This window comes from Pseudomonas citri (assembly GCF_025336485.1).
GTDB lineage: Bacteria > Pseudomonadota > Gammaproteobacteria > Pseudomonadales > Pseudomonadaceae > Aquipseudomonas > Aquipseudomonas citri.
The window spans coordinates 140,589-156,578 of the sequence record NZ_JAODAB010000011.1; the positions used below are offsets into that span (position 1 = coordinate 140,589).

Here is a 15,990-nt window from a genome sequence, read left to right on the forward strand (position 1 = left end):
ATTTATTTCATGCAGATGTTGCCGTTAATCTGCTAAATGGCCGGCTGACGTTTTGTGCTAGTGTGTGACTATTGACAATTGTGGTCACTTGCTTTGAATATATGATCTCCATCATATATTCGCTTCTAAGTAGGGAACCTATGCTCCGGCTCCGACCTGTCACGCTCGTCGCTTGCTTGTTACCTCTCGTCCTGACGGCGTGTGGCGATTCCTCCACCGCTGAAGATCCGCGCACGCTCGCGCCTTTGGTGCGGGTTTCTGAAGTGCGGGGTTCGTCAGATCTCTCGCGTTCCTTTAGCGGTGTTGTCGCGGCGCGTGTGCAGAGCGACCTGGGTTTTCGCGTGTCTGGCAAAGTGCTGGAGCGCTTGGTGGATGCCGGTCAAAGCGTGAAAAAAGGTCAGCCGCTCATGCGCCTGGACCCCATCGACCTGGGCTTGCAGGCCCGTGCGCAGCAAGAGGCGGTCACCGCCGCGCGTGCCCGGGCCAAACAGACCGCCGATGACGAGGCGCGGTATCGCGAGCTGGTCGCCGCCGGGGCGATTTCCGCCTCGGGCTACGACCAGATCAAAGCGGCGGCGGACACCGCGAAGGCACAGCTCAGCGCTGCCGAAGCGCAGGCCGACGTGGCCCGTAACGCGTCCGGTTATGCCATGTTGCTCGCCGATGCCGATGGCGTGGTGATGGACACGCTCGCCGAGCCCGGACAAGTCGTCAGCCCCGGTCAACCGGTGGTTCGACTGGCGCGGGCCGGGCAGCGCGAGGCCGTCGTGCAATTGCCCGAAACGCTGCGGCCTGCCGTCGGGGCGAGCGCCCAGGCGACGCTGTATGGCAACAGCACTGCGGCTGTCACCGCCCGGCTCAGGCTCCTTTCGGATTCCGCTGACCGCGTGACGCGCACCTTCGAGGCGCGCTATGTGTTGGAGGGCGCGTTGGCCAACGCGCCGTTGGGCTCCACCGTCACCCTGCGCATCGCCGACGGTGCGGCCCAAGGGCCGGTGCTGCAAGTACCGATGGCGGCGTTGTACGATCCGGGCAAAGGCAGCGGCGTGTGGGTGATCGACGGCGAGCCGGCCAAAGTCACCTGGCGAGCGGTGCAAGTCCTGGGGCTGAGCGACGACTTCGCGCGCGTCACCGGTGATCTCGCCGTGGGTGCGCGCATTGTCGGGCTGGGCGCGCATTTGCTGCACGAAGGCGAGCCGGTGAGGCTGATCCTGCCGGGTGACGTGAAGGTTGCGGGGGGCGGCCAATGAGCCTCAATCTGTCGGCGCTCGCTGTTCGCGAGCGCGCTATCACGGTGTTCCTGATTTTCCTGATCGCAGTGGCGGGGACCTTGGCGTTCTTCAAGTTGGGGCGTGCGGAGGATCCGCCGTTCACGGTCAAGCAATTGACCGTCATCAGCGCCTGGCCGGGCGCGACGGCGCAAGAGATGCAGGACCAGGTCGCCGAGCCCCTCGAAAAGCGCCTGCAAGAACTGAAGTGGTACGACCGTTCGGAAACCTACACCCGACCCGGCCTGGCTTTCACCATGGTGTCGCTGCTCGATCGCACGCCGCCCTCGCAAGTGCAGGAGGAGTTCTACCAGGCCCGTAAAAAACTCGACGACGAAGCCATCAAGCTACCCGCGGGTGTCATCGGACCGATGGTCAACGACGAATTTTCGGACGTGACCTTCGCGCTGTTCGCCCTCAAGGCCAAGGGTGAACCGCAGCGCCTGCTGGTGCGCGATGCCGAGGCATTGCGCCAGCGCCTGCTGCACGTGCCGGGGGTGAAAAAGGTCAACATCATCGGCGAGCAGGCCGAGCGCATCTTCATTTCCTTTTCCCATGATCGGCTCGCCACCTTGGGCGTATCGCCCCAGGACATCTTCGCCGCGCTGAACAGCCAGAACGTGCTCACACCCGCCGGTTCGATCGAAACCAATGGCCCGCAGGTTTTCCTGCGGGTGGACGGCGCCTTCGACAAACTGGCGAAAATCCGTGAAACGCCCTTGGCGATCCAGGGCCGTACGCTGAAGCTCTCCGACGTGGCCACCGTCGAGCGCGGTTATGAAGACCCGGCGACGTTCCTCGTGCGCAACAACGGCGAAGAGGCCTTGCTGTTGGGCATCATCATGCGCGAGGGCTGGAACGGACTGGACTTGGGCAAGGCGCTGGATGCGGAGACGAGCAAGATCAACGCAGGCATGCCCTTGGGCATGACGCTGAGCAAAGTCACCGATCAGTCGGTCAACATCGACTCGTCCGTCAACGAGTTCATGATCAAGTTCTTCGTCGCGCTGCTGGTGGTGATGGTCGTCTGCTTCATCAGCATGGGCTGGCACGTCGGGATCGTGGTTGCGGCGGCGGTGCCGTTGACCTTGGCCGTGGTGTTCGTGGTGATGGCGGCCACTGGCAAGAACTTCGACCGCATCACCCTCGGGTCGCTGATCCTGGCGCTCGGGTTGCTGGTGGACGACGCCATCATCGCGATCGAAATGATGGTGGTGAAAATGGAGGAGGGCTACGACCGCATCAAAGCTTCCGCCTACGCGTGGAGCCATACGGCCGCACCGATGCTCTCCGGTACGCTGGTGACCGCCATTGGCTTCTTGCCCAACGGCTTTGCCCAGTCGACCGCCGGCGAATACACCAGCAACATGTTCTGGATCGTCGGCATCGCGCTGATCGCTTCCTGGGTGGTGGCGGTGGCATTCACGCCTTACCTGGGGGTGAAGATGTTGCCCCACATCGCGGAAGTCGAGGGCGGCCATGACGCCATTTATGACACGCCTCGCTACAACCGTTTTCGTCGGCTCCTGACCTGGGTCATTGCCCATAAATGGCCGGTGGCCGGTGCGGTGATCGCGGCCTTCATCGTGGCGATTCTCGGCATGGGCCTGGTCAAGAAGCAGTTCTTTCCCACTTCGGACCGTCCGGAAGTCCTGGTGGAAGTGCAAATGCCTTATGGCACCGCCATCGAGCAGACCAGCGCCGCCACCGCCAAGGTCGAGGCCTGGCTGCAACAGCAGGCGCAAGCCAAGATCGTCACGGCCTACGTCGGCCAGGGCGCGCCGCGTTTCTTCCTGGCCATGGCACCGGAACTGCCGGATCCGTCATTCGCCAAGATCGTGGTGCTGACCGACAGCCAGGAGGCGCGCGAGGCCCTCAAGTTCCGTCTGCGCGAGGCAGTGGCCCAGGGACTGGCCCCGGAGGCGCGGGTCCGGGTGAGCCAACTGGTGTTCGGGCCGTACTCGCCATTTCCCGTGGCGTACCGGGTGATGGGACCGGACCCTGTGACGTTGCGAGAGATCGCTGCCCAGGTCCAGGACGTGATGCGGGCGAGCCCGTTGATGCGCACCGTCAACACGGACTGGGGACCGCTGACGCCGACGCTGCATTTCAACCTGGACCAGGACCGTTTGCAGGCCGTGGGCCTGACCTCCAGTGCCGTAGCGCAGCAACTGCAATTCCTGCTGACGGGGGTGCCGATCACCTCGGTGCGCGAGGACATCCGTTCGGTGCAGGTGGTGGGGCGCGCGGCGGGCGAGATCCGTCTCGATCCGGCCCGGATAGAAGGCTTCACCCTGGTGGGCGCGGCGGGGCAGCGCATTCCGCTGTCCCAGGTCGGCGAGGTCGATGTGCGCATGGAAGATCCGATCCTGCGCCGCCGCGACCGCACGCCCACCATCACCGTGCGGGGCGACATCGCCGAAGGCCAGCAACCGCCGGACGTGTCGAGCATCGTCATGAAGCAACTGCAACCGGTGATCGACACGCTGCCTGACGGCTACCGCATCGAGCAGGCGGGCGCCATCGAGGAGTCGGGCAAGGCCGGCATGGCCATATTGCCGCTGCTGCCGATCATGATTGCGATCACGCTGCTGATCATCATCGTGCAGGTGCGTTCGATCGCGGCGATGATCATGGTGTTCCTCACCGCGCCGCTGGGGTTGATCGGCGTGGTGCCGACGCTGCTGATCTTCCACCAGCCGTTCGGGATCAACGCCCTGGTCGGCCTGATCGCGCTCTCGGGCATCCTCATGCGCAACACGCTGATCCTCATCGGGCAGATCCATCACAACGCGAAGGAGGGGCTGGACCCGTTCCACGCGGTCATCGAAGCCACGGTACAGCGCGCCCGTCCGGTACTGCTGACGGCACTGGCGGCGATCCTGGCGTTCATCCCCCTGACGCACTCGGTGTTCTGGGGAACGCTGGCCTACACCCTGATTGGCGGCACGTTCGCCGGCACCCTCATGACGTTGGTGTTCCTACCGGCGATGTATTCCATCTGGTTCAAGATCCATCCCGCCACGGCGGGGCAAACTCAAACAGCGCGGCTGGCATGAACAAACGGATGCCGCTGCTGGTCATGAGCATCGACTGAGAAATGAAGAGGTTTTTTATGATGACTGCCGAAGGTCAAAAGCGAATCGTCGTCGCGGGCGTGGGCATGGTCGGACCACTGGGGTGCGGCGTGGAAGAGGTCTGGTCGCGGTTACTGGCCGGGCGTTCCGGGATCCGTCAGTTGCCCGGCGAGATCACCGAGGGCACCGGCGTGGCGGTCGGCGGGCAGGTGCCGTCCCTGGAGGAAGACGCTGTGGCTGGTTATGACCCGCAACGTCTCATCTCGCCCAAGGACCGCAAGAAGATGGACCGTTTCATCGAGTTTGCCCTGGTGGCCGCGCACGAAGCGCTGGAGCAGGCCGGCTGGCACCCGACCGATACCGCAAGCCAGGAGCGCACGGCGACGATCATTTCATCGGGAGTGGGTGGGTTCGGCACGATTGCCGACGCCGTGCGGACCACCGATGAGCGCGGTCCTCGGCGATTGTCGCCATTCACCGCACCGGCGTTTCTCGCCAACATGGCGGCCGGGCACGTTTCCATCCAGCACGGGTTCAAGGGGCCGCTCGGCGCCCCCGTCACGGCGTGTGCCGCCGGGGTGCAGGCCATTGGCGATGCGGCCCGGTTGATCAGGAGCGGTGAGGCCGACATTGCCGTCTGCGGTGGCACGGAAGCGGCGATAGACCGCGTGACCCTCGGCTGTTTTGCCGCCGCCCGGGCACTGTCCACGGGCTTTGCCGAGCGCCCGCAGGAGGCTTCGCGTCCGTTCGATCGTGACCGCGACGGCTTTGTCATGTCCGAAGGGGCCGGGTTGCTGGTGATCGAGTCGCTGGAACATGCCCTGGCCCGCGGCGCCAAGCCCCTGGCGGAACTGGTGGGTTATGGCACCAGCGCCGATGCCTATCACCTGACGGCAGGGCCGGAAGACGGCAACGGCGCCCGGCGGGCCATGGAGCAGGCGCTGCGCCAGGCCAAGGTGAGCCCTGGCGACGTGCAGCACATCAACGCCCATGCCACTTCTACCCAGGTGGGGGACAACGGGGAGCTGGCGGCGATTCGCGCGGTGTTCGGGCGTGATAGCGGTGTGGCGATCACCTCGACCAAATCTGCCACTGGGCACCTGCTGGGCGCGGCCGGAGGCATTGAGGCGATTTTTACAGTCATGGCGCTTCGCGACCAGGTCGCACCGCCGACCTTGAACCTGCACAATCCCGACGAGGGCGCAGAAGGGCTCGACCTGGTCGCCCTGCAATCACGGGAAATGCCGATGACGCATGCGCTTTCCAATGGCTTCGGATTCGGCGGGGTCAATGCCAGCGTGCTGTTCCGGCGGTGGGAAGCCTGAGCTTGGCTGAAAGACTGAACTGAACCTGTGGTGGGGGATCGATTTCGGGCTTGAGTTTTGGGTGAAGGTAAGATTGCCATCGTGAGCAAGCGTTGCTCCCACAGGGATCTGAAGTGAACGCCGGATCTGCAAAAAAACGCAATCCGTTGTGGGAGCAAAGCTTGCTCGCGATGAGGCAAGCTCGGACCTCCCAACGCTGCGTTACGACTCGTACACCGTCACTTGGTTACGCCCGTTTTTCTTCGACGAATAGAGCGCCTGGTCCGCCCTGCTGATCAGTTCGGCATGGCTGTTCGAGGGGCCGTTCAGTTCGGCCACGCCCAGGCTGATGGTGAAGCGGATGCTTTGGTCGTTGTAGCGTACCAGCAGCGTTTCGACGGCTTTGCGCAGACGTTCGGCGAAAATCTGTGCGCCTTCCTTGTCAGTGTCCGACAAGACCACGCCGAACTCTTCGCCGCCATAGCGCCCAGCCACGTCGGATTCGCGGACATGCTCGTGGAGCAGCCCGGCGACTTGCTCGATGACCTTGTCGCCTGCCTGGTGACCATAGGTGTCGTTGACCCGCTTGAAGTGATCGATGTCGAACATCACCAGGCTCAAGGCCGTGCCGTAGCGCTGGTGTCGGGCGTGAGCGGTTCTGAGGCTTTCTTCCCAGTGCCCCCGGTTGTACAGGCCGGTCAGCCGATCGGTGCTGGAGAGTTTTTGCAGTTGCGCATTGGCGGCTTGGAGCTGATGCCGGTTGGTGGCGACGTCGGTGACGTCGTAGATCACCAGGCAGACATGGTTGATGCTGTTGTCGGGGGAGCGCAGCGCCAGCAGGGTGGTGTTCTGGTACATGAACTCTTCCTGGCCGGTGATCGGCTGGTAGCTCTTGAAACGCACCAGGTAGGGCCGCTGCTCCCAGATGGTGAATGCCGGCGTGCCGAGGGTCGCGACGCTTTCGACCTTGCGGCTGAACCATTGCTGATCGAGGTCGGGAAACAGGCTGAAAATATGCTGGTTATGGGCGTCCTTTGGCTGTATCCCGGAGCGGTTTTCCATGAAAGTGTTCCAGACCTGCACGCGGTATTGGCGATCGAGCACCACCACGCCCACGTCAATGCTCTGGACAACCGCCAACAGCCAATGGAACTCATGCAGATCAATAGAGTGATTCATGGCTCAGCTCATCAAGTAGGCGAGTTTGTGGGTCAACCGCCCGATGGAGTCTTCCGTGAACAGCAACAACAGGTCGAAGCGAATATCGTGTCCTTCCAGGCCGTAGCTGATTTCCACGGCCAGGGTCTTTTTCCAGCGCTTGTGGTTGGCCACGATCAGTTCCTCGATGGCGGCGTGCTGGCCGAGAATCTGCGGATGGCCCTGGGAAAACACCACGTCGATCTGTTCGGCGATGCTGCTCAGGCAGGCGCCGATGAGGACGCTGGAGAGGTCGAGCAGCATTTCCAGGTCCGAATAGTCGGCGCTCTGGCGCTGCATGAGTTTCCCGATGTCGGCGATTTCCGAATCGTGGAAGATCAACAGGGCTTCGCCGGCGATGCCGCTGCCGATAAAACCCTGGCAGATGGCCGTGAGGTCCTGGGAACTGCCCGCGTCGTTCAGTGCCATGTGCAGCTCACCGACCTCCAGGACGTTCACGTTCGGCACGGGCAGTTGCACGAAGACCCCAAGGACCTTGGCGATCAGGGCGGCCGCCCGGCCGATGGCCACGTTGATCGTCTCACGGAATGCATCGTGGAAGCTGACGGCTGTGTTCGAGCTTGCATGCTGGCGCAGCGCAGCTTCGCCCGGTTTCGTCAGCAGCCCCAACTGGCTGAGGGTCTGGCGCAACTCGCTTTCGTCGAACGGCTTCTTCAGGAATGCCAGCGCGCCCAACTCGAGCACGCGGCGCACCGCTTGTTCCTGGACGTCCCCGGAGATCACGATGACCTGCGCCTTCAGCCCTTCGCTGCGCAGTGCACCCAGCACTTGGTAGCCGTCCATCTCCGGCATGGTCAGGTCGAGCAGCACCACCTGTCCCAACCCTTGGCGGATGGCGTCCATCGCCTGGCGACCATTCACGGCCTCGGTGACCGACACCGGCCAATCCGCCGGCAGCGCCCGCAAGACTTGCTTACGGGCCATGGTGGAGTCATCACACACTACTAGGGGAATCACTGACACAGTAGGGGCTCATCTGGGTTGAACATCAGGGAAAATCCGATGATCATCATGCCCTTATTGGTGCGTGAAGACCACTCGCCGGATCGGTTCATCAAGCACAACGTCCAATATTGGGACGTCAGCAGGACGTTTCCGGTTCCCGGCGTTATTGTCCGTAGTGTTCAACATCGATCGCCGGGGCGGCGGACCATGAGCGTCCGGCGACTGGGCGCTCGGCGATGCTGCGCAGTGGTTCAGCGCATTTGCAACTGTGCCTGCAATTGCCCGCCGGCAATGGCTATTTCGTGGAACCGGTCACCGTCACGCAGCACGAACAACGCATCCATCCCCCGTGCTTGCGCCAGGCGAGGGCCTTCGGTCGGGCCCAACACCATCAGCGCGGTGGCCCAGGCATCGGCCAGCATGCAGGAGCTTGCCACCACTGTGACCGCCGCCAGGGCGTTGCAGACAGGGGCCGCGGTGGCCGGGTCCAGGGTGTGGGCATAGGACTGACCCCTTACATCGATCCAGTGTCGATAGTCGCCGGAGGTGGCGATGGCCGCGTCGCTGAGGTCCATCACGCCCATGACTTCGCGAACACCCCGGCAGGGCTTCTCAATGGCCACGACCCAGGGCTGAGCGCCGGGCTTGGCGCCACGGGCTCGCATTTCCCCATCGATGCCGACCAGGTAATCGGTGATGCCCAGACTGTCCAGGCAGCGGGCCAGTTCATCGACACCGAAGCCTTTGGCGATACCGTTCAAGTCCAGGCTCAGCGGTCCCCGTTTGCGCACCCGGTTGTGCTGCGGGTCCAGCGCCAGGCCGGCGCAGGCGGACAGACGCGGTCGCGGTGCCGTCATATCGAGCGCCGCGGTCGGGAGGCTCGGTTGGTCGGGGCCGAAGCCCCAGGCATTCACCAGGTCACCCACGGCGATGTCAAAAGCACCGCTGGAAAGCCGACCTACACGCAATGCTGCCGTCAGGACCTTGAGCAACGCTTCGGGCACCACCTGCCATTGTTGTTCGGGGGCGGCATTGAGGCGGTTGAGATCGGAGTTCGGTTTGTAGAGAGACATCTGCTGGTCCACCCGGTCCACGACACGGGACAGGTGGTGATTGAGGCTGTCGGTGTCGAGGCCGGCTTCGGCGTAGAACAGGGCGGTGTAGCGGGTGCCCATGGTCTCGCCGTTGAGGCTGTAGCGTTTCAGTTCAGTAGACGTCTTCACGGTAGCGTCCTTGTGCCTTGAGGGTCAGTACACTCAGGTTGAGCGGTGCCAGCACTTCGTCCAGTACCTGCATCACGCCCTTGGCCATCTCGCGCCCGCCACAGACCAGAACCTGGGCGCCTTTTTCGATCAGACGGCGCAGGATCAGGGCATCGCCGAGCAGCCGGTCTTGCACGTAACTGCAGTCCAGGGCCTGGGAGAACGCCGGCCGTAACGCGGTGAGTCGTCGGTCCGCCAGGTAATGCTTGAGCTCGGCTTCATAGAGAAAGTCCGAGGTTGGGCTGCGTCCACCCCAGTACAAATGCATGGAGTGACGGGCCTTGTTGTTGCGGATAAACCCGGCCAGGGGGCCAATGCCCGTGCCAGCACCGATCAGGATCACCGGATGATCACCCGATGCCGGGCGAAACTGCGGATTGGGTTGGATAAACGCCTGGATCGACGCGCCGATGCTCAGGTTGTGGAGGAACTCCGAGCATAAGCCGCCCTTGTGTTTGCGCACGCAGATCTCCAGCAAGCCATCCTGCGAGCCGCTGGCCAGCGAGTAGAACCGCGGTGTCGTACTGCCTGGAGGGACGATTGCGACCAGGTCGCCGGCCTCGAAATCCGGCAAGGTGGCCGGCGCCTTGAAACGCAGTATGTGGGTCGGAGCATTGACCTGTGCACCGTAGGCGCGACGTTCGGCCAGCACCAGTTCATGAGTGGGCGGTTGTGGTGGGGTGTAGGTCAGCTGGAGCCCTTGCCCCAGTGCTTCGCCCAGGCTGTCGCCCCAGCGCGCGAATGCCTGGGAGGACTGCCGGTCGATGGTTTCCAGTTCCAGCAGTGGTCGGCCACCGGCCTGCAACATGGCATCCTGGACCTGATGGGCGAACTGGCAGAACTGCGGGAACTGTCGGTCACCAAAGCCCAATACGGCAAACGGCAGTCCGGGTTTCAGGCCGGTCTTGGCCAGCCGCGACAGAAACTGCGAGGCCTGGGCCGGGGCATTGCCGTCGCCGTGGGTGGAGGTGAGGATGAACAACTGCCGGGCGTTACCGCAGTCGTTGGCGTACTGGTTCATGGCCGCGCTATGGACGCGATGTCCGGCCTGGTGCAGGGCGTCATGCAACGCGTTGGCGAAGCCCCAGGTGCTGTTGTTTTCGCTGCCTACCAGGATCACGCTGTCGGCCAGTTGCACGGCGCAGTTGTGGCGGATGTCTGGTCTGGCCTTGCGGCGACGCCACCACATCAGGACACCGGTCATGCTCATCAACGGCACGCCGAGGGCGCTCAGCCCCAGCAACAGGCCGAGCCACCAGATACCCTCGCCGGTGTGCAACTGATAGATCAGTTCGTAGAGGTTGTACATCGCGTCATGGGCTTGATAGGACACTAGCGTCCCGCTGGCCGGGTCCACGTAACCGTCGCCTTGGACCGTGCGCAAGGAAAACATATCCCGTGGGTTGTCGGGGCTCGGATAGACGAGTTCGCGCAGGTCGTTCAAGTCCGTCGCCTGCAAGGCAGCCAGGCTTGCCACCGGCATTGCCGGCCCGGCGCTGATCTGGGCCGGGAAGGGCGGCTCGTCCTGGTTGCCCCCGTCGATCAGTTCGAAGGTCGTGGCGCACAGGTAGAGCCCGCTCAGCGACGACAACAGCAACCCGAGCAAGGCCAGGCGACCGACTTGCGCATGCCAGCGCTGGCTGAAGTTGCCACGCAACGGTCGTAGCAGGTTACGCCAGCCACCGACCCGCCGCACCAGCAGCAGCGCGCCGGACACCGACAGGAGCAGCATGAGCAGCGCCCCGATTCCTGCCAGGCCGTGACCGGTGGTACCCAGCAACAGCGAGCGATGCAGGTCTTTTATCCAGCGTGAAACGTCGGACGGCTGGTAGGCCGCGAGGCCTTGCCCGGTCAGTGGGTCGACCTTTTCAGCGGCGGGCTGGCCTTGCTCGGTGTAGTAGACGATGAGCGTGCCGGACGCCGTGCGCCGGATCTGCTCCACGCCCGGAAAGTGCGTGGCGACGCGCCCGGCCAACTGCGCGACATTAACCTGTCCGACTTCGGTGGCGGTACCGTGCAGCCTTTCCAGGGCCGGGTCGACCGAAAGGATCGCGCCGCTGACGGACAGCAGCGCCACCAGCAGGGCGGCCACCAGGCCGGGCAGTGAGTGGAACTGGCGAAGCATGTTCAGCCTCCAGGAATGACCACTACAGGTCGTAGGTAAAAGACTCGACGTAGGTGTTGCCGGTCGTCGGCTGGCCTGACCCTGCGGACGTCAGGGGCACGCTGACATCGGCGCGGGCATCTCGCTTGTCCTCGACGGCGCTGTCGATGCGGATCTGGTACCCGGCGTCAATCAAGGTGTCAGCCAGCTCGACGCTGACTTTGAGCGTGCGCCCGCTGCCGACGCTGGCGCCGCTGACGCCGTCGTACTCGCTCGGGTTCATCTGGCTGCCACGGGCCCAGTCGCCCAGGTGTTTGTAGTACTTGGCTTTCTTGCCGGCGACCCAGAGGGTTTTCTGGTATTGGCCGTTGGCATCGGTGAGGTAGATCGCCAGGTACGCATCATTGCCCCTGTAGGGCTTGAGCTGAGTGGTCAGGGTCACTTCACGGGCCTGGGCCAGCGCTGGCAAGGCGAGGGCGCCGACGAGGCAGGTTGCGGCGATGAACTTTTTCATGGGGGTGTCCTTTTTGATCGGTCGGTCGCAAGCCTGAACCTGCTTGCTGACAACAACCTGAAGCGCAGCAGGGGGAACGCGGTTCATTGGGAGAGCGGGCTGCCGAGGTAATCCCGGGCATCACTGTCGTCCTGGAAATAAATCTTGAGCGTGCGCAGATGCAACGAGGCCGGCAGGAAGCTGGCCTGGATGACATTGCCCTTGCGGTCCAGTCCCATGAGCTTGTAGCAACCGTCGTCGACCTTGATGCGCTGCACGCTCCAGCCGTATTGCTGCTCCACTTGCTGGCGCAAGGTTTCGCGCGGCTGCCATTGATTCACCGGGTCGCTGCAGTCGTCGTCTGCCAGGGCGTAGCCGCACAGCAGCGCGCTTAACAGGGTGGTGCTTGCCATAAAAGCGGATTTCATTGATCTGTCTCCTGCCGGGGGTGTCGTCGTTGGCCTACCTTGAAGGGCATTCCTGACAACCAGCTGAATCTTCAGATTCACGTCAGGTAGGGCGCTTAAGGTGCGGCACGACAACCACCACAGGAATTGCCAAGATGCGGGTTTTACTGGTCGAGGACGCGCCAGGGCTGGGAGACGCAGTGCGTGAACAGATCGCCGACGACGGCCACGCGGTCGATTGGGTGCAACGTCTGGAGCATGCGCGCAACAGCGTGCGTAGCACTTCCTACGACCTGATTCTGCTGGACCTGATGCTGCCGGACGGTCGCGGACTGGATTTTTTGCGTCAACAGCGGCGTGCAGGTGATCCGACGCCGGTCATCATCCTGACCGCCCAGGACCAGATTTCCGATCGCATCGCCGGCCTCAATGCCGGGGCCGATGATTATCTGGTCAAGCCGTTCGACCTGAGTGAACTCTCGGCCCGTGTGGCGGCGGTGGCCCGCCGTTACAGCGGCAACCCCAACCCACAGATCAGGGTCGGCGAATTGGATATCGACATGAGCGCTCGCACGGTGCTGCGAGCTGGCGCGACGGTGGACCTGACCGCGCGCGAGTGGGCGCTGTTCGAGGCCTTCGTCCAGCGTCCTGGCGCGTTGCTGTCCAAGGCGCAACTGGAGGAGCGGCTGTACGCTTTTGGCGCCGAGATCGAGAGCAACACCATCGAGGTGTACATCAGTCGCTTGCGCAAGAAACTGGGGCGCGACCTGGTTGAAACCGTGCGCGGCATGGGCTATCGGTTGGCGTCCTCATGAGGGCGCCGTCGAGCCTGCAAAAACGCCTGGGCGTAGGCCTGACCTTGGGCATCACCTTGCTTTGGCTGGGCGCGACCGTCGGCGCCTGGCTGGCGGTGCGGCACGAGCTGAACGAGGCGTTCGATAATGCACTGCAAGAGACCGCGCAACGGATCCTGCCTTTGGCGGTGCTGGAGATCAGCAATCGGGAAGCACCGGACAAGGCGCAGCAGGTCGCGCCGCTGAAAATGCACAAGCAATACCTGATGTACCTGGTGCGCGATGCCGCGGGTGAGATCCTGATGCAATCCCACGACGCCAACCCGAAGGTCTTCCGCAAGCATCCAACCGAAGGCTTCACCACCACGCGCAAATACCGGCTCTACGGCACCAGCGCGTTGCGCGAGACGGTATTCATCGAAATCGCCGAGCCCTTGGAGCATCGCCGCGAGGCTGCACGGGAAGCCCTGTTCGCCTTGCTCTTGCCATTACTGGCGCTGATTCCGATCAGCTTGTTGGGCACCTGGCTGTTCGTCCGGATGAGCCTGGCCAGTGTGGTTGCCTATCGACGTGCAGTGGAGGCCCGGGGGGTGGGCGACTTATCGCCGATCAAGGTGTCGCGCCTGCCGGCGGAGATCAATCCGTTGGCCGAGGCGGTCAACCATCTGTTGGAGCGCTTGCGCAAGGCCTTGGAGAGTGAACGCAGCTTTACCGCCAACAGCGCTCACGAATTGCGCACGCCCTTGGCCGCGACCCTGGCGCAGGTTCAGCGGCTGCGCCATGAGGCGCCCGAAGGGTCGTTGCGACTGCGTGCGGCAAAGATCGAAAACGCCTTGCGCGAGTTGGCGCGGCTTTCGGAAAAACTCATGCAACTGGCCAAGGCCGAGGGCGGTGGCCTATTGTCGGAAGCACCCGAGGACCTCATTCCATTGTTGGCCCATGTGGTGGACGAATGGCGCCAAGGCAGCACTCGCCAGGTTGAGCTGCTGCTGCCGGCGCAGGCCAGCGTGTACTCGACCATCGACCCGGACGCCTTTGCCATTCTGTTGCGCAACCTGATCGAGAATGCCTTGAAATATGGCGCACCGGACCAACCCATCGAGGTCAGCCTCACGGGCCAGGCGCTGTTGCGGGTGATCAACGGCGGGCCGGCCGTGCCGGAGCCGGTACTACAGCACCTGACCGAGCGCTTTGTTCGCGGCCAGAGTGACGTCGGTGGGGCCGGGCTGGGGTTGGCGATTGTCAAGACCATCGTGCAGGGCGTGGGCGGGCGGATCATGCTGACGTCACCGGCGACGGGGCGCCAGGACGGCTTCGAAGTCCGTGTCTGGTTGCCGCTTGCGGCGGCCGACTGACGCCATTGCGGGCAAGCCTTGCTCCCACATTCAGTTGTTTGGGGTGGTTTCAGGGGGTGCAGACACCCCCATATTGAGCTGCGCCCAAGGTGCCGGACCGGCCGCCGGCAGGTCGTTGACTTTCACTTGGCCTCGACCATGATTAAGTGACACCTCAAGGTCATGGGTCATCCCGGGACGCGATCATGGCAGCAACGGACATCCTCATCGTGGGCGCCGGGCCTACCGGATTGATCCTGGCGTTATGGCTTACCCGGCAAGGGCTTGCGGTCAGGATCATCGATAAAAGCAGCGGGCCGGGGGAAACCTCCCGAGCCATGGCCGTCCAGGCGCGCACTCTTGAGCTGTATCGCCAGCTCGACCTGGCCGCGCCAGTCATCGAAGACGGCTACAAGACTCCGGCGATGAACATGTGGGCGCTGGGCAAACGCAAGGCGCGCATTGCGCTGGTGGACGCTGGCCGGGAGGTCTCGCCTTATCCTTTCGTGCTCATCTACCCTCAGGATCATCATGAGCGCCTGTTGGTAAAACAGCTTCAGGCCCTGGGTGTCGAAGTCGAGCGGCAAACCGAACTCCTGTCCTTCGACGACGGTGGCGACCAGATCACCGCGCGCCTGAAACACGCGCAGGGTGATGAAGAAACGCTCACCGCCCGTTACCTCGCCGGTTGCGATGGCGCGCGTTCGCTCGTGCGTCATCAGGTGGGCAGCGGCTTCGAAGGTGGCACTTATAAGCAGCTGTTCTACGTGGCGGACGTTTCTGCCAGCGGTCTCGAGCCTGCGGACGAGGCCCACGTCGCCCTCGATCAATCCGAATTCGTTCTGGTGTTCTTTTATGGCGAGGCCGACCGCTATCGCCTGATCGGCATCGTCCGCGACGAACGCGCAGAACACCCCGAGACCCTCACGTTCGACGACGTGGGTCACGCCGCCATCAACGGCTTGAACATCAAGATCAATGCCGTGAACTGGTTCTCCACCTATCGGGTCCATCACCGTGTCACGGACCAGTTCCGTTGGGGCCGGGTGTTTTTGCTGGGGGACGCCGCCCACGTCCACAGTCCGGTCGGTGGGCAGGGGATGAACACGGGCATCCTCGACGCGATCAATCTGGCCTGGAAACTGGCGGCCGTCGTGAAAGGGCAGGCCACCGACACGCTGCTCGACAGCTACCAGGCGGAGCGTCAGGCATTTGCGCAGAAACTGGTGGAAACGACGGACAGGATGTTCACCTTTGTCACCGCCCAAGGCAGTTTCGCCGACTTCGTGCGAACCCGCATCGCGCCGGTCTTCGCCAGCGTGGCCTACAAAAACGAGAACTTGCGCGAATACCTGTTCCGGATGGTGTCCCAAACCACACTGCACTATCACGAGAGTCCGTTGAGTGTCGGCAAGGCCGGTGATGTAAGGGGCGGTGACCGTTTACCGTGGGTGCCTGTGCCGGGCGCGGATAACTATGAGCCGCTGTCGACCATTGGCTGGCAGGTGCATGTCTACGGCGAGGCGCGAGCCGACCTGCAAGCGTGGAGTGAGCAGCATCGAGTTCCCTTGCACACGTTCGCCTGGCAGCCTGCGCATCGGCAGGCCGGGTTGTGCCGGGACGCCGCTTACTTGCTGCGCCCCGATACCTATGTCGCCGTGGCGGATCCCCAGGCCGATGTGGTCGCCTTGGGTCGGTACTTCAGTGACCGGGGTTTTCGCGTTTAGGCTCTGTACGAAAAGCCTTGATACTCGTTCATGCTGCGTTGAAAACAGCCTCGCCTG

12 protein-coding genes are annotated in these 15,990 nt (G+C 63.3%); 6 read left to right on the forward strand and 6 right to left on the reverse strand.

Annotated features, from left to right (window positions below; all coding sequences use genetic code 11):
* Positions 1-140 precede the first annotated feature (140 nt).
* The 3 genes from N4Q37_RS14645 to fabF are packed head-to-tail and all read left to right on the forward strand — an operon-like array spanning position 141 to position 5,670.
* Complete coding sequence (locus N4Q37_RS14645) at positions 141-1,250, forward strand: efflux RND transporter periplasmic adaptor subunit (RefSeq protein WP_260958719.1); 1,110 nt, start codon at positions 141-143, stop codon at positions 1,248-1,250.
* A complete protein-coding gene (locus N4Q37_RS14650; protein WP_260958720.1) occupies positions 1,247-4,327 on the forward strand; it encodes an efflux RND transporter permease subunit in 3,081 nt (1,026 codons plus the stop codon). Before N4Q37_RS14645 ends, N4Q37_RS14650 begins: the two co-directional genes overlap by 4 nt.
* Positions 4,328-4,383: 56 nt before the next feature.
* Positions 4,384-5,670, forward strand: a complete 1,287-nt coding sequence (gene fabF, locus N4Q37_RS14655) for a beta-ketoacyl-ACP synthase II (RefSeq protein WP_260958721.1) — start codon at positions 4,384-4,386, stop codon at positions 5,668-5,670.
* Between the two features lie 201 nt (positions 5,671-5,871).
* On the opposite strand, the gene N4Q37_RS14660 is transcribed toward fabF, so the two are convergent.
* The 6 genes from N4Q37_RS14660 to N4Q37_RS14685 form a co-directional block, all read right to left on the reverse strand.
* Complete coding sequence (locus N4Q37_RS14660; protein WP_260958722.1) at positions 5,872-6,828, reverse strand: GGDEF domain-containing protein; 957 nt, start codon at positions 6,826-6,828, stop codon at positions 5,872-5,874.
* Between the two features lie 3 nt (positions 6,829-6,831).
* A complete protein-coding gene (locus N4Q37_RS14665) occupies positions 6,832-7,830 on the reverse strand; it encodes a response regulator (protein ID WP_260958723.1) in 999 nt (332 codons plus the stop codon).
* Between the two features lie 233 nt (positions 7,831-8,063).
* Positions 8,064-9,035: an FAD:protein FMN transferase gene (locus tag N4Q37_RS14670; RefSeq protein WP_260958724.1), complete on the reverse strand. Its 972-nt coding sequence runs from the start codon at positions 9,033-9,035 to the stop codon at positions 8,064-8,066.
* Complete coding sequence (locus N4Q37_RS14675) at positions 9,019-11,199, reverse strand: PepSY domain-containing protein (RefSeq protein WP_260958725.1); 2,181 nt, start codon at positions 11,197-11,199, stop codon at positions 9,019-9,021. The genes N4Q37_RS14670 and N4Q37_RS14675 overlap by 17 nt, the downstream gene beginning before the upstream one ends.
* Positions 11,200-11,221: 22 nt before the next feature.
* Entirely contained in the window at positions 11,222-11,692 is a 471-nt protein-coding gene (locus N4Q37_RS14680; RefSeq protein ID WP_260958726.1) for a DUF2271 domain-containing protein, read from the reverse strand.
* Between the two features lie 83 nt (positions 11,693-11,775).
* Positions 11,776-12,099, reverse strand: a complete 324-nt coding sequence (locus N4Q37_RS14685; RefSeq protein WP_260958727.1) for a PepSY domain-containing protein — start codon at positions 12,097-12,099, stop codon at positions 11,776-11,778.
* Positions 12,100-12,233: 134 nt separating this feature from the next.
* On the opposite strand from N4Q37_RS14685, the gene N4Q37_RS14690 reads away from it, so the two are divergent.
* The 3 genes from N4Q37_RS14690 (at position 12,234) to N4Q37_RS14700 (ending at position 15,933) form a co-directional block, all read left to right on the forward strand.
* A complete protein-coding gene (locus N4Q37_RS14690; RefSeq protein WP_260958728.1) occupies positions 12,234-12,893 on the forward strand; it encodes a response regulator transcription factor in 660 nt (219 codons plus the stop codon).
* On the forward strand, positions 12,890-14,227 hold the full coding sequence (locus N4Q37_RS14695) for an ATP-binding protein (protein WP_260958729.1): 1,338 nt from the start codon (positions 12,890-12,892) through the stop codon (positions 14,225-14,227). Before N4Q37_RS14690 ends, N4Q37_RS14695 begins: the two co-directional genes overlap by 4 nt.
* A gap of 185 nt (positions 14,228-14,412) precedes the next feature.
* On the forward strand, positions 14,413-15,933 hold the full coding sequence (locus N4Q37_RS14700; protein WP_260958730.1) for an FAD-dependent oxidoreductase: 1,521 nt from the start codon (positions 14,413-14,415) through the stop codon (positions 15,931-15,933).
* Positions 15,934-15,990: the final 57 nt, after the last annotated feature.

Excerpts from the sequence above, each read along its gene's own strand:
- N4Q37_RS14680 (WP_260958726.1), bottom strand. The coding sequence starts at position 11,692 with ATGAAAAAGTTCATCGCCGCAACCTGCCTCGTCGGCGCCCTCGCCTTG.
- N4Q37_RS14660 (WP_260958722.1), bottom strand. The coding sequence starts at position 6,828 with ATGAATCACTCTATTGATCTGCATGAGTTCCATTGGCTGTTGGCGGTT.
- N4Q37_RS14675 (WP_260958725.1), bottom strand. The coding sequence starts at position 11,199 with ATGCTTCGCCAGTTCCACTCACTGCCCGGCCTGGTGGCCGCCCTGCTG.
- N4Q37_RS14645 (WP_260958719.1), top strand. The coding sequence starts at position 141 with ATGCTCCGGCTCCGACCTGTCACGCTCGTCGCTTGCTTGTTACCTCTC.
- N4Q37_RS14685 (WP_260958727.1), bottom strand. The coding sequence starts at position 12,099 with ATGAAATCCGCTTTTATGGCAAGCACCACCCTGTTAAGCGCGCTGCTG.
- fabF (WP_260958721.1), top strand. The coding sequence starts at position 4,384 with ATGATGACTGCCGAAGGTCAAAAGCGAATCGTCGTCGCGGGCGTGGGC.
- N4Q37_RS14690 (WP_260958728.1), top strand. The coding sequence starts at position 12,234 with ATGCGGGTTTTACTGGTCGAGGACGCGCCAGGGCTGGGAGACGCAGTG.
- N4Q37_RS14700 (WP_260958730.1), top strand. The coding sequence starts at position 14,413 with ATGGCAGCAACGGACATCCTCATCGTGGGCGCCGGGCCTACCGGATTG.
- N4Q37_RS14695 (WP_260958729.1), top strand. The coding sequence starts at position 12,890 with ATGAGGGCGCCGTCGAGCCTGCAAAAACGCCTGGGCGTAGGCCTGACC.
- N4Q37_RS14650 (WP_260958720.1), top strand. The coding sequence starts at position 1,247 with ATGAGCCTCAATCTGTCGGCGCTCGCTGTTCGCGAGCGCGCTATCACG.